This is a genomic window from Pseudomonas sp. FP215 (assembly GCF_030687795.1).
Lineage (GTDB): Bacteria > Pseudomonadota > Gammaproteobacteria > Pseudomonadales > Pseudomonadaceae > Aquipseudomonas > Aquipseudomonas salmasensis.
This window is the reverse complement of record NZ_CP117447.1, coordinates 1,789,380-1,802,812: the sequence shown is the minus strand read 5'-3', so window position 1 is coordinate 1,802,812 and position 13,433 is coordinate 1,789,380. Positions and strand designations below refer to the sequence as shown.

The following is a 13,433-nucleotide window of genomic DNA, read 5'->3' as shown; positions in this document are numbered from 1 at the left end:
AACAGCTCGCCCCGAGGCAACCCTTGCCCCCTATCGCCGATCACCGTAGCAGCCCCTGGTCAGTATTTCTGATCTTCCTGCGCCTGGGCCTCACCTCCTTTGGCGGCCCGATCGCGCACCTGGGCTATTTTCGCGAAGCCTTCGTCATTCGGCGCCAGTGGCTGAGCGAGCGCAGCTACGCCGAACTGGTTGCCCTGTGCCAATTCCTGCCCGGCCCGGCCAGCAGCCAAGTCGGCATCGCCCTGGGCCTGTCACGCGCGGGCTACAGCGGCGCAGTGGCGGCCTGGGCCGGGTTCACCTTGCCGTCGGCCATCGCTCTGATTCTGTTTGCCGTGGGGCTGACCCATTACGGTGGCGCCCTGCCCAATGGCGCGCTGCATGGCCTCAAAGTTGTCGCCGTAGCCGTGGTGGCCCAAGCCGTGTGGGGCATGGCGCGTACCCTGTGCCGAGGCGCCTTGCGGATGGCGTTGATGTTGATTGCCGCAGGCGTGGTGCTGCTGACACCCTCCGCCTGGGCTCAAGTCGGGGTCATGATCGCCGCTGGCATGGCTGGCCTGCTGTTGTTCAAGCCCCAGACCCGTGCCGAGCCCGACGCACTGCCCATCGCCATCAGCCGCCGTGCCGGGGCCTTGTGGTTGATGCTGTTTGTGCTGTTGCTGATGGGCTTGCCGATCCTCGCCGGCTGGGTGTCCAACCCCACGCTGGCACTGGTAGACGCCTTCTACCGCACCGGCTCACTGGTGTTCGGCGGCGGCCACGTGGTGTTGCCCTTGCTGCAAGCCGAAGTGGTGCCCAGCCAATGGGTGAGCAACGACGTGTTCCTGGCCGGCTACGGCGCCACCCAAGCCGTGCCGGGCCCGCTGTTCACCTTCGCCGCGTTCCTTGGCGCCTCCATGAGCCACGCCCCGAGTGGTTGGCTTGGAGGGGCAATCGCCCTGCTGGCGATCTTCGCACCGTCGTTTCTGCTGATCTTTGGCGCGCTGCCTTTCTGGGCCAGCCTGCGCAAAAGTCCGCGTACCCAGGCGGCGCTGGCCGGTGTCAATGCGGCGGTGGTCGGCCTGCTGTTGGCAGCGCTGTATCGGCCGGTCTGGACCAGCGCGATCTTCAACGGCTACGACCTCGCACTGGCGTTGCTGGCACTGGTGGCGTTGATGGTGTGGAAACTGCCGCCCTGGTTGGTAGTGATAAGTGGCGGCCTACTCGGCACGTTACCGAACTTGTAGGAGCGAGCTTGCTCGCGAAAAACTTACAGGCGCCGCGTTAATCTGAAGGCACGCGTTATCGTTGACGTTTTTCGCGAGCAAGCTCGCTCCTACAGCATTGGGGCTACAATCTTGAGCCATGGCCAGCGCGCCTGATAACTCCTGGCCTTGTGCAAAAACAGCTCCGGCTCCGGATGCAAAGGGTTGATACGCAACACCCCCTGCTCCACATCCTCCAAGCCATAAGGTGCATACACCTCGCCCGAGGCAATCTCCAGCGCAATGCAAGTACCCGCCACCAGGTACCGATCAACCCCCTGCCGGGCCGAATGCAACTGCGGATAGGGCCGGCCAAACCGCTGGCCGTACCAAAGGTGAACCCGCGCCTGATTCCTGACCTCCACGTTCACGCCCAGGTCTTGGAATAGCACCTGCGCCGCACGAATTACCGCGTCTTCCGCCTCGTAAGACAGGTCCTCGTCAAAGTAAAAAACGTCGTAGTCCTTCACGCCCTGATCAGCCGGCAGATTCGCCTGATGATTCCACACCGCCTGGAACAGGCAGCCTGCCGTAAGCATGCATTGCTGCACACCAAGATCCGGCAGACGCGCGGTGATTTGCGCATTGATCGGATTGGCCATCGCCAATTCAAGCAGGGTGTCGACAGTCAATGTCATGTTCAATCCTCCATCGTCAGCGCCAACCATAACACCGGAATATGGCACTTCTGTAGGAGCGAGCTTGCTCGCGAAAAACCCAAACGATCACGCAGCGCCTGAAGGCAAAATCCGATTCCCCTGCCGCACCTTGTTCCATTGCCTACACGTGCATCTGCCGCCGGGCGCCGATACTGCTTATCCCTACCTTTAGTCGGATATTGCTGAGGGTTTTAGCGCAACGGCTAGCCTTCAGCCTAGCGTAAGGGATAACGCTGAACTATCGGTCCATGAAGGGCCAGTACGCCTCGTCGTCCCGACGCTTTATCTGCTGAGGAGACGATAATGAAAATAACCTTGAAACGGTTGGCGTGCCTGGGTGCAAGCTTCACCAGCGCGCTCGCCATGGCCGATACGGCCAGCCCGCCGGTACTGTCACCTGCGATCCCCTTCGACGTCACCGCCAACTCCCCCATCACCCTGGATAGCCTGCAACACGATTTCGACGTGCTGTCGTGGCAGACCTTCGTCGCCCTGAACTGGCCCGCCAACGCCGACGGCAGCGCCAACACCTCGGCGCAGATCGGCGCGCCGGGGCAGACGGTTTGGGAGTCGTGGAAGGAGAGCTACGAGATTTTCCTGCCCCAAGGCCAGAAGCCTGTCGCCTGGAACCAGAAGGCGCCGCTGCCCCCGGCCTGCCAAGGCAAGGGAGACCTGCCCGTGCTGCAGCAGATGGGCAAGGTCGCCGGTGTGCTCGACGAGACCATCCAGCCGTTCAAGACCGGCCCACTGGTGGATCAGAGCGGCACTTACACGCGCAACGCGATCATGGTCAACCAGCCAATGTTCGACAACATCGTCAACAATGGCCTCTATAGCAAGGAAGGCCAGCAAGCGTTCCTGAGCAAGGCCGACAACCGCATCGCCTTCTCCTGCGGCGTGAAGGACAAGCAGGTCGGCGCGATCATGGTCAAGTCGGCCTGGAAGGTACTCGGCGGCAACGACAACCCGCAGGAATTCCACGCCGTCGACGCCCTGGTCTACACCCCTGGCAATACCGACCCGAACACAGGCGCGGTGATCCCCGAGTCGTGCAGCGCGCAGAAGGTCGGGTTGGTCGGCCTGCATATCGTGCACAAGACCAAAAATGCGCCGCAGTGGGTGTGGTCCAGCTTCGAGCACGTGCGCAACGTGCCGGAAAAGACCACGCCGATGAACGAACGCAAGGGGCCCTACCTGTTCTACGACGCCCAGGCCAGCAACCTCCCGGTGAACGAGCCGCCCGCGCAACCGTGGGACCCGTCGAAGAAAGCCACACCTTCGCAGATCGTGCGAGAAATACCGCTCACCGCCGCGACCCACCAGCTCAATGCGCAATGGCAAGGCGCGCTCAAGGGCACGGTGTGGGCCAACTACCAGTTGATCAGTACCCAATGGCCAACCGCCCCCGCCGATGACTGCCAGGCACCGTCGCCAACCAACCCGCTGGGTACGCCTGCGCCGAACTTTCTGGCCAACGCCACGCTGGAAACCTACAACCAGGGCACTACGCCGCAGGCTTCATCCAGTTGCATGGAGTGCCACAACAACGCGACCACCCGGGTGACCCAGTCACCGCGCACCAGCTTCGCCGATTTCACCTTTCTGCTTGAACGTGCCCAATCCACCGGTGCCAAGGAGTGATGCCATGAGCGACCCGAACCTGCAAGACTTCGTCGACCTGTCCGCCGTGCTCACTGGCCTGTCAGCCAAACTGCTGGCGCCCTCCCTCGACCCGATCAAACTGCCGCCGCTGTTCTTGGCCACAGCCCAGCAAGGCATGGGTACCGCAGCGTTGAACAACCTGCTGGGGCTGTACGCCAGCATCAAGAGCCAACCGCCTGAGCAAATCGCCAGCACCGTGCTCGGCAACTCAGACCCGCAAATCGCCCAGGGCGCCCGCTCGATCATGAAGCTGTGGCTGCTGGGCAGCTGGTACCAACCTTATGACCAGGGCACCGCCCACAAGGGTGACATCCGTGTGGTCTCCGACCAGGCTTACAAGGAAAGCTGGGCGTGGAAGATCGCCCAATCCCACCCCATGGGCTACAGCGAGTACCACTTCGGCTACTGGGCCGAGCAACCACCGACCCTCAAGCAATTCACCGGTGTCGACGCCAAGGAAGGGCAGCAGCCATGAGCACTCTAAACACCCAGAACATTGAAACCGCCGATGTAATCGTCGTGGGCGCCGGCATGGCTGGTAGCGTCATGGCCTATCAGTTGGGCCTGGCCGGCTTGAAAGTGCTGGTGCTCGAGTCGGGCCCGGCGATACCGCCTAACCGCAGCGAGTACCTGGAGCGTTTCTACACGGCCGTGCTCAAGGCGCCCGAGTCGCCCTACCCACCGGAGCAGAGTGAGCAGACCCCGGCCAAACAGTTCGCACCGCGAGCGACTATCCAGGACTTGATCACCGCCGGCAGCCACGACAAGGACAAGGTGCAGAAGAGCTATCTGGTACAGAACGGGCCGCAACTGTTCGCCAGCACCTACGAGCGGGTAGGCGGCGGTACCATGTGGCACTGGATGGGCACGGCCCTGCGCCTGTTGCCCAACGATTTTCGTATGCAGAGTGTGTACAAGGTTGGGGTCGACTGGCCGATCAGCTACGACGACCTGCAGAGCGCCTACTGCCGCGCCGAGGAAGAGATGTGCGTTTCCGCCGATGTGGCGTCGCAGACTTACCTGGGCGTGACCTTCCCCCAGGGCTACCAATACAGCATGCACGGCATTCCTCCATCGTTGGTCGACCAGGGCGTGGGCAAGGCCATCAATGACAAGCAGTACCAGGGCTTCACCCTCAACGTGCGGCAAACGCCAGCCGGGCGTAACTCGCAGAACGACAACGGCCGCCGGGTATGCGCCGGCAACACCAGCTGCACGCCGATCTGCCCGATCCAGGCCAAGTATGACGCCACCGTGACCATGGCCAAGGCGCTGGATACCGGCAACGTGCGTATCCTCTATCAATGTGTGGCGAGCCAGGTGCAGGTCGATGCCAATGGGGTCGCGGGGATCGATTTCATCCAGTACCAGAACGATGGCACCCGCCAGAACGGCACGGCTCAGGGTAAGCGCTACGTGATCGCCGCCCACGCGATCGAAACGCCGAAGCTGCTGCTTAACTCCATCGGCCCGCACAGCCCCAACGGCGTGGCCAATAGCAGCGGCCAGGTCGGCAAGTCGCTGGCCGACCATCCGGTGTACCTGGCCTGGGGCCTGATGCCTGAAGGCAAGCCGGTGTTCCCGTTCCGTGGGCCATTGTCCACCTCGGGGATCGAGGACATGCGCGATGGTGCGTTCCGCAGCACGCGTGCCGCCTGGCGTATCGAGATCGGCAACGAGGGCTGGAATTGGTCGGCGAATGATCCGTACGCTGCCGTATGCGACTTCATCGACGGCACCAACGAAGGCGGCGCCAACCCTGGTAAAAAGGCGTTGTCCGGCGTGGCGCTGGTGCAGCAGCTCAACAGCGTGCTGACCCGCCAATTCCGCCTGGGCTTCTTGATTGAGCAGGTGGAGAAAGAGCCCGACGAAGCGCTGTGCCGGGTGGAGAGTAGCAAGCATTTCACCGACGGCTTGGGCCTGCCTCGGCCACAGATCGCCTACGAACTGTCCGACTACACCAAGGAGGGCTTCAAGCAGGCGCGCCTGGCCGCCACTCATATCATCACCAAACTGATGGGTGCCACCGAGCTGACCAACCTGAACCCCACGCTCGACCCCACGCTCGGCTCGCAAACGGTGTTCAACTACGATCACCAGAACTACGCCTTCTACGGCGCTGGCCACCTGATGGGCACCTACCGCATGGGCTCGGACCGCAACAAGTCGGTGGTGGACAAAGACCAGCGCAGCTGGGACCACCCCAACCTGTTCCTGGTCGGCGACGGCGTGTTCCCCTCCACCGGCACCGCCAACCCGACCTTGACCATCACCGCGCTGACTTTTCAGGCCGCCGACGTGGTCGCCAGCGACCTGCTCAAGCGTACCGTGCAGGTGCAGGCCAGAGACCCCTGGCAGGGCACAGGCGTGCAGGTCAACGGACAGAGCTGGCAACTGGCGGTGTGCACCGGTGGGCAGTGGACGGCCAACCCGGGCACCGGGATGGTCGGCGCGGCAGGCCACCCAGGCCTGACCGCCAAGCCCGGCTATACCCTGCCCGGTCAACCGGAAGGCGCGTTGATCGGGCGTATCGGCACCAGCGGCGCGCCGTTCCTGGTGGGCAACCAGGCGCAATTGCCGCGTGGCCAGCAGGGGGAGTTGCAGTTGTGCATCAATGACGACCTGGCCGGGCGTTACGGGGCTGGCCTGAGCGATAACCAGGGCAGCCTGTCAGTGGAGGTGCGTTTCGGGGCGGTGTAGGCGCTGGCGTAGCAACCCCACAATGCCGCGGTATTGTGGGGTTGTTTTCTGTCGGCAAGTTGGCTTTTGATGAAGTTGGACGCGTGGTTACCGTGCGGTTGCCGGCAACTCCTGGCACCACTTGATAGAACGCAGCGCTTCCTCGGCAGGCACAAGCGCGTAGCGCGAGTAAAACATTGTCCCGCTGAAACGACGGCCGTCGACTTCACCCAAGGTCTGCCCATCCTTGTAGTCAGAGGTGCTGAGTTGGTCGGCGATGTAATACACCTTCCCATTCTCGACGGTGATATCGAAACGCTGGTTAACCATGCCGCTGATGATCGGTGGCGACGTGGAGGCGACGCTGTGTTTGCCGGCGGGAATGCCGGCCTTGAAAAAACTACCGGAAGGCAAGCTGCCGACAGTACGGCCATCGACCTGAATAGTCGGGGCGACCCCGCTACCGATGCTCGCCGCCGTGCGATAAAAGTAAACCGTGGCCTCATCCGCACGAGGTTCAGCCGGTGACGTGAAGAACGGTTGGCCTTTGAGGTCCGGACCGCTGATGCAACCGGTCAGTGAGACCAGGCCTGCGAACAGGCTGGCCCAGAGTAGCGTAGAGCGCTTCATGCATGAATTCCTTGAACGTGGATCAATGGGCGTCGGGTTTGATGACTGTCACCGGTACCGGCTTCAGATCGTGCACAACCCTTTACCGAAGTCAGTGGCATCAGAACTCGGCCAAGGCGCAAAACCGCTCTTCGGCGTCAGATTCACGATGTTCCGGTCCTTGAGCATCGGGTACTTGCGCTTGAGCGCCTGCACCGTGTCCTCGGCATTGTTCACGTTGGACAGGCAAAAGCGCAGGGCATCGACGCGCAGATCACCGATATAGAGAGTTTCCCCGGCCTTCACCGAGAAAACCGCAGGCACCGGGCGCGGCATCGACTTGCCCGCGTAATACACGTAATGCCACTGCGTGTACTCATACTCACCCGGCGGCACTTCATACATGAAGTAATGGCCCAGCACAGAGGGGGATGGCTGATCGTCTTCGTTGCCCAGCGTGGTCAGCCGTAATGCGGTGCCGGGGGCTCCCTGTTGCTTGATCTCAACCACCAGCCCATGGGGCTGCATCATCGGAAAGCTCTCACCAACCGAACCCACGATGATCGCCTTACTTGGGTCCGGTGCGTGCTTGCCGTCGTAGCGTGACGTAGCGCACCCGGACAGAAGCGTCGCGCAAAGTGCGATCGCGGCCCAGACGAGATGTTTACTGCTGACTTTCCCTAGCATTGGTCTTTTTTCCGATCAGTAATCTTGCAGTTCGTAGAGCCCAGCCAAGCGAACCAAAAGTTCGCACATCTGATGCTTCGTTGCTGGCTCGTCGGCATCTATTGTCCAGCTACCCGCCCCTTGATAACAACCCACTCTTGACCCACTCCTGTAGGAGCGAGCTTGCTCGCGAAAAACTCAAACGATCACGCAGCGCCTGAAGGCAAAATCCGATTCCCCTTCCTCACCGCCAGGCTCCTGGACCGCGAAGCGCCCTGCCCTGGCTGATGATCAGCCCTTCATTCAATATTTCGATAACTCACCGCGTCGTCATAAACCACGTATAACGCCTCGGCGAGTTGGCTTTTAGAGAGCCTAGGTGAGAATTACCTGATTGTTACCCGTAGCTGATGATTCCAAGTTGTTTTGCCATAAACAGTTCGTTCCGTTCAACGATCTCCTCGATCACCTTACCCTCCTTGTTGAACCGAAAATATGTCAAGGCCGTCCACGTCAAGCTCTTGCCTTCTACGTTAAAACCGTGCCATGTATTGGAGCCCGTTGCACAGTGTGTCAACGCAACGACAACAACGTCATCTGTAACAACTTCCTTGCTGAAGGAAGTTTTAATTGTCTCATATCGCTCAACTACATTTGCGCTCAAGGCTCGCTTGAAATTTTCCAACCCACCTATCGGGGCATCGCAGTCCGGCCGATGCACGACTACATCGACATCGAAATACTCAGAAACCCGCTCAACATCCTTACCATCCACACAGTGCTTAAAATAATTTTTTACCGTCTCTAGATTTTTTAAGTTCATACGCAACTTACTCCTCTTGCATTGATAATATGCAACCATTACAACCACCTTATAAAAGACTGCCCCACTTAAAAGAAGTCATATCCTGTGAAAACCCATCAATACGGACAGGACTCTCTCGCACACTTCACATGTGTTTAATGGGAACAACCCAGCGGTCAAGCACAGTCTAAAAGAGGTTCTGATATTCGTAAATCTATAATATAGTGCATGTGATATCGGCGATAGGAATACCACATGAGTCTGGAACGGTTGGAAAAGTGGGCGACAGTGAGGCACTTCCGCTTGGCGATTGCATTGTTTGAATATGGCAGCATTTTGCACGCCGCACGCTCGCTGCACCTCTCACAACCTACAGCGAGCAAACTGCTACAAGATCTGGAGGAGGCGGTAGAGGCTCAGCTCTACACTCGCAATCGCAGGGGGGTCACACCTACAGAGCTTGGCCGGGACTTTGTGCAGCGCAGCCGGATGATCCTTGCCCAGCTGGATCATGTATCCCAAGCGATCGACGCGCTGGGAAAAGGGCATGCCGGGCGTGTTGCCATAGGAAGCGTGTTAACGGGGTCAAGTTATCTTGTGCCTGCCGCCATCGCGCGACTCCAGGCAAGCCGACCAAGCATCCGCATCAAAATTGTCGAGGGTGTGAGCGCAGAACTGGTACCTCGGCTTATCTCAGGCGAGTTGGACTTCTTGATTGGAAGACTTTCTGATGTCAGCTCAAGCGTCGTTGTTACTCAGGAGGCGCTCTTCAGCGAAAACGCCATCATCGTTGCGCGCCGCGACCACGCTCTTGCTCAGCAACCTGGGGTTAAACTGGAAGAGCTCGCGCGCCAAGCATGGATTCTGCCGCCAATAGAAACGACTTTACGCAAGCAGTTCGATAGTGTCTTTCATCAAAAGGGAATTGAACCACCCCATGCAACGATAGAAACAGCCTCATTCTTCAATATACTTTGGTTATTAAAACAAACCGATCTTCTTGGCATATTACCTCAATCAATTATTTCTGACCCCGCGCACAGTAATGAGCTAGTTCGCCTCCCCGCTTTCGAACCTCTCATTCTTGAGCAAATCGGTGTTTCACGATTAAGAGACGCTACATTATCACCTGCTGCATCGGCTCTATTGGATGCACTAAGAGAAGTCATGCACCGCGCGCACAAACGGGAGAACACTAGCTAACAATCCGCCGAGCCTGTTGAAATCAGTTGAATATTCAGTTTGCCCTTAAAGCCAATAGCCGGCTAACGAGAGCGGTGATTGCTTTCGACCAGAAGTTGTCAGTCGACTGGCTAGCGTGGGACGGTTAGGCTAACGCTTTTCGCATGACTGGAAAGCGTATGAAAGAGGTGTACCTAGGAAGCTGCTTATGCGCAGCCGTCACTTACGAGCTATCCGCCACGCCCAAATCAGTGAGCCATTGCCATTGCCGCCAGTGCCGCAAAAGTCACGGGGCCGCATTCGCGTCTTACGGCAGTGTTCCCCGTAACGCACTACGCCTACTTTCCGGCGCCAACAGCATCAAAACCTATGCATCCTCAGAGGCAGTGTTGCGCGAATTTTGCACGCACTGCGGCTCGACATTGTTCTGGTCACGGTCTCAAGGGGAATTTGCCGACTGGGTGTCGATAGCGCTGGGCACGCTCGATACGCCCTTCATAGCTGAAAAGCAAAAACACGTTCATCTCGACTCCGCAGTCCACTGGTGCAGCTACCCGCCTCAGAAACCGCCAAGCTGCATGATATGAGTCGCCTGGGCATCATCTGTTCGCTTGAAGCCACAGCGCTCATAAAAGGCGCTTCCTTGAGCCGTATCCGTGAAAAGACGCACGACCTGAAACCTGAGAGCGGCACGTTCAACAAGCGCCTTTACCAGCGCCTGCCCGACGTGTTGCCCCCTTGAGGAAGCTGCGACATACACCCGCCGCAGTCTGGCCACATTATTGTCAGCATAGGGATCAACTGAAAGACCGCCAATGCCGATCAGTTGCTGATTCAAATAGGCCGCCATCAGACACTCGCCGGGTGCATCAAAGCGGTTTGCTCCAGAGTGCCATTCGTTAATCAGACGAGTGAGAAACCTGAAACCCTCCCCAACGGCTTCCTTTTCCAGCGCCTGTATCTGGCGCGGAAGGTATGTGATTGGTTGAACCTCATATCGTTTCATTCCATCCCTGCCTCCAATATGAAACGCGTTCAATGCTAACAATCTCGTTTGAGGTGATGAACACTCCTGTAGGAGCGAGCTTGCTCACGAAAACCCCAAACGATCACGCAGTGCCTGAAGGCAAAATCCGATTCCCCTGCCGCACCTTGCTCCATTGCCTACGCCTGCGTCAGAATCCGCCGGCTTGTGCGCTGAGGTGGCCGTCTCTAAGGTGGCTCAGTCGCTGAATTGTTCAGTGATTCGGGTTTAGTAGCCTGAATTTGGGTATCTATAAGTGCATGAGCGTCACCAATCAGACAGTGCGTCTGTGCTCGATGGTGGCTGTGCGTAGGGCGTCTTCGGGCGCGCCGGCTTTAGATATCCACCGGTCTACTAACCTGCGTACAGCTGCCACCCACTGTTTAGTAGCAGCGAGGTGCTGGCATCACTCAGGATGTCTACTCATGTTAAAAGCAGATTCAACCACCCTCTTCACCGTCGCCCCCAACGCCAGCAACGAAACCCTCATCACCAACAACTACGAAACCTTCACCAGCGTCAGCACCCTGCTGCTCGACCTGTCCGAAGACCTCAACGGCAAACACCGCGACATCGCCCTGGCCATCCACCAACTGAGCGAACTGGGCGTACTCCTCACCGCCAGACTCCTGGACCGCGAAGCGCCCTGCCCTGGCTGATGATCAGCTCTTCAATTCATTAGATCGATGATCTCGTCGCGTCGTTGTAAGCCACATACAACGACTCGACGATTTGGCGCTTGATGGCTTTGGTGGATTCAGCCTCAGCACAAAGCCCTCTGCGATGACGAGAGCGACGACTGCTTTAAAAGTGCGCTTGTACTTTCGCTGGCTCGAAACTGATGGGCGATGAGTGTGCTAATCCGCTCAAGTACTAGCTGGCTTCGCGATGCGGTATCCTAACCAACTCGTTAAACAAGGAAGAATAATGCGCTCGTCGTCATTTCTGTCGTATCTCAAACTCCCAGCTGTTCTGCTGATTGCCGGTCTCACAACCGCTTGTTCCAACTACCACTACAAGGATTACCAAGGCGATTGGGCACCGGAGTTGATGACGCCATATGACCTGTCCAATAACGCGGCCAATGCGCCAGTGGTGTATTTCGCCACCACCCGTTTTCGCGGATTGGGAGTAAAATTCCATCGATTGCTGCTGGCCACGCATGTGGACGACCAACTACTAGAGGGTTCCGGGCGGCGCTCAATCCTTGACGTTTCCGGCAAGCAGGCACTGCGCTTGACCCCAGGCAAACACTCCTTGAGCTGGTGTTGGGTATCGATGAATGCCTTGGGTACCGGTGGCGCCAAGTGCGGCTTCGTTGCTCGCGATGTGGAATTCCGCGCAGGCCAGCGATATGTCGTGGACTTCACCACCCGCGACGACATCAATGGGCCCCCGGGGCGTCAGGTCTCGACCATTACTATCGAATCCGAGATTCGAAATCTGGACACCCATGAAGTGATCTATCCGGTGAGAGGTATTGCAGAGCTGGAGAAGGAATAACGATTGCGACGATCACCGTCACATACTGGGTTGGGCGGTGATCGAATGCTACGTGGCAAAGGAGAGCATCCGACGCTAACCTGCCCTCCACGAAGGGCAGCAATCGGCCAGAAGCAGACGTTCAGCGATTGGGGCTAAACGATGTCTGCGCCCCCATCAGGAGCTTGAGAAAGCTTTCAGCCTCTGAGCGGTTCTGGAACATTAAAGTGAAGGTGCCCAGAGTAAGCAAGCAGCAAGGGGGAGATTCGATTTCTTCGAAAACGATTTTCACAGACGTCCTCCAGTCAAACCTTAATTACGTAGTTACAGGACGTAGCGGTTTGACCTGCTTTCCATCCTGAAACACCCGATCCTTACCATCATGCTTCGCTTTATACATATTGCTGTCGGCGCATTTGAGCACTGCGGACATGTCCGATGTCGCTCGGAACTGCGCGACGCCCGCGCTGCAAGTGAACTGATGCGGAGGCAATACACTGCAACGGATGTTGCCCAGCAGGCGCAATGCGTACTCATGAGCAACCGCATCATCTTCGCCCAACAACAAGACACCGAATTCCTCACCTCCAATCCGCCCGACACTGTGGCTGCCAGGGGTGGATTTCAGGCACGCGGCCATGGCACACAAAATCTTGTCACCGACATCGTGACCGTACTGATCGTTTTTTAATTTAAATTCGTCAATGTCCAACATTATAAAGTAGCCGCTGCGGCCTTCTGCCAATGCATTTTGGAAGAACCCCATAAAGGCCCGTCGATTAAGTAAGGAGGTGAGAAAATCTGTCTCCGCCAATGTCCTGAATTCACTTTCGACCAACAACACTGAGCGCATGTTTCTTAGATAGGTAAAGCTGAGAGTAAACCCTATGGACATGGAAGCAACGCAAAAAATGACCAGATAAACTTCCAGTTCCCGGTAAAAGCCAACGTCCAAATTGGGCCACATCAGTATCCAGACCAGCAATGTAGAGAGAAGATAGTCCTGAACCGTGACGAATAAGATAGCACTGCTTACCACGATGATCACAGCTAGGGGCAGCGTAAAGACGCGCAGCTGCACATTGGTGTCAATCACATGCGCAAAGCCGAGTGACAAAATCAATATATACACGCCACCGAGCATTCTCCATATGCGAAAATCAGCAACTACGCGATGAACGTACCAAATAACCAACAACGATGCTGTAACCAACATATTTAACAGATTTAACGTTGTCGCAGGCTCAATCAGCAACACACAAAGCCAGGAAACAATTCCCGCCATTTCAATCTTGGTTACCGCTGGTGATAGCAGTGTTCGCATTCTTGGTCTGATTTTGAAAGTCGCCGGCATCCCTAAACTCCTTTTCCGAAACGGCCTGAATGTGATGTCAACGTCTGGGCAATACCTAATCAATGAATTA

Annotated in this window: 14 protein-coding genes; 8 read left to right on the top strand and 6 right to left on the bottom strand. The window is 57.6% G+C overall.

Going from position 1 to position 13,433, the window contains the following annotated elements:
• Window positions 1-23: 23 nt before the first annotated feature.
• Complete coding sequence (gene chrA / locus PSH76_RS08100) at window positions 24-1,223, top strand: chromate efflux transporter (RefSeq protein WP_305494444.1); 1,200 nt, start codon at window positions 24-26, stop codon at window positions 1,221-1,223.
• Between the two features lie 89 nt (window positions 1,224-1,312).
• On the opposite strand, the gene PSH76_RS08095 is transcribed toward chrA, so the two are convergent.
• Window positions 1,313-1,879, bottom strand: a complete 567-nt coding sequence (locus PSH76_RS08095; RefSeq protein ID WP_305493872.1) for a nucleotidyltransferase family protein — start codon at window positions 1,877-1,879, stop codon at window positions 1,313-1,315.
• A 324-nt stretch (window positions 1,880-2,203) separates the two neighbouring features.
• Between PSH76_RS08095 and PSH76_RS08090 the strand changes: the two genes are divergently transcribed.
• From PSH76_RS08090 to PSH76_RS08080, 3 genes are read left to right on the top strand one after another with little or no spacing between them, the layout of a single operon-like run.
• The gene (locus tag PSH76_RS08090; RefSeq protein ID WP_305493871.1) at window positions 2,204-3,541 is read left to right on the top strand and encodes a cytochrome C; all 1,338 of its coding nucleotides are present in this window, start codon (window positions 2,204-2,206) and stop codon (window positions 3,539-3,541) included.
• Between the two features lie 4 nt (window positions 3,542-3,545).
• Window positions 3,546-4,037: a sorbitol dehydrogenase gene (locus PSH76_RS08085; protein WP_186606726.1), complete on the top strand. Its 492-nt coding sequence runs from the start codon at window positions 3,546-3,548 to the stop codon at window positions 4,035-4,037.
• The gene (locus tag PSH76_RS08080; RefSeq protein WP_305493870.1) at window positions 4,034-6,262 is read left to right on the top strand and encodes a GMC oxidoreductase; all 2,229 of its coding nucleotides are present in this window, start codon (window positions 4,034-4,036) and stop codon (window positions 6,260-6,262) included. The genes PSH76_RS08085 and PSH76_RS08080 overlap by 4 nt, the downstream gene beginning before the upstream one ends.
• Before the next feature lie 87 nt (window positions 6,263-6,349).
• On the opposite strand, the gene PSH76_RS08075 is transcribed toward PSH76_RS08080, so the two are convergent.
• The 3 genes from PSH76_RS08075 to PSH76_RS08065 form a co-directional block, all read right to left on the bottom strand.
• Window positions 6,350-6,871: a DUF2846 domain-containing protein gene (locus tag PSH76_RS08075; RefSeq protein ID WP_032896111.1), complete on the bottom strand. Its 522-nt coding sequence runs from the start codon at window positions 6,869-6,871 to the stop codon at window positions 6,350-6,352.
• A gap of 63 nt (window positions 6,872-6,934) precedes the next feature.
• Window positions 6,935-7,537, bottom strand: a complete 603-nt coding sequence (locus PSH76_RS08070; RefSeq protein ID WP_032896109.1) for a hypothetical protein — start codon at window positions 7,535-7,537, stop codon at window positions 6,935-6,937.
• 376 nt (window positions 7,538-7,913) lie between these two features.
• Window positions 7,914-8,339, bottom strand: a complete 426-nt coding sequence (locus PSH76_RS08065; RefSeq protein WP_032896108.1) for an ester cyclase — start codon at window positions 8,337-8,339, stop codon at window positions 7,914-7,916.
• 237 nt (window positions 8,340-8,576) lie between these two features.
• Here PSH76_RS08065 and PSH76_RS08060 point away from each other — a divergent pair, with 237 nt between their 5' ends.
• Together PSH76_RS08060 and PSH76_RS08055 are read left to right on the top strand one after the other, a co-directional pair.
• Entirely contained in the window at window positions 8,577-9,524 is a 948-nt protein-coding gene (locus PSH76_RS08060; protein WP_050499484.1) for a LysR family transcriptional regulator, read from the top strand.
• 158 nt (window positions 9,525-9,682) lie between these two features.
• Window positions 9,683-10,090, top strand: coding sequence for a GFA family protein (locus PSH76_RS08055; protein WP_084571033.1), 408 nt, complete (start codon window positions 9,683-9,685; stop codon window positions 10,088-10,090).
• Here the strand turns inward: PSH76_RS08055 and PSH76_RS08050 are convergent.
• Entirely contained in the window at window positions 10,063-10,509 is a 447-nt protein-coding gene (locus PSH76_RS08050) for a GNAT family N-acetyltransferase (RefSeq protein WP_032896107.1), read from the bottom strand. The two genes, PSH76_RS08055 and PSH76_RS08050, sit on opposite strands and share 28 nt — an antisense overlap.
• 443 nt (window positions 10,510-10,952) lie before the next feature.
• Here PSH76_RS08050 and PSH76_RS08045 point away from each other — a divergent pair, with 443 nt between their 5' ends.
• Together PSH76_RS08045 and PSH76_RS08040 are read left to right on the top strand one after the other, a co-directional pair.
• Window positions 10,953-11,186: a DUF6124 family protein gene (locus tag PSH76_RS08045; RefSeq protein WP_305493869.1), complete on the top strand. Its 234-nt coding sequence runs from the start codon at window positions 10,953-10,955 to the stop codon at window positions 11,184-11,186.
• 268 nt (window positions 11,187-11,454) lie between these two features.
• Entirely contained in the window at window positions 11,455-12,030 is a 576-nt protein-coding gene (locus PSH76_RS08040) for a hypothetical protein (protein WP_032896105.1), read from the top strand.
• 295 nt (window positions 12,031-12,325) lie between these two features.
• On the opposite strand, the gene PSH76_RS08035 is transcribed toward PSH76_RS08040, so the two are convergent.
• Window positions 12,326-13,363: a GGDEF domain-containing protein gene (locus PSH76_RS08035; protein WP_305493868.1), complete on the bottom strand. Its 1,038-nt coding sequence runs from the start codon at window positions 13,361-13,363 to the stop codon at window positions 12,326-12,328.
• Between the last annotated feature and the right edge of the window lie 70 nt (window positions 13,364-13,433).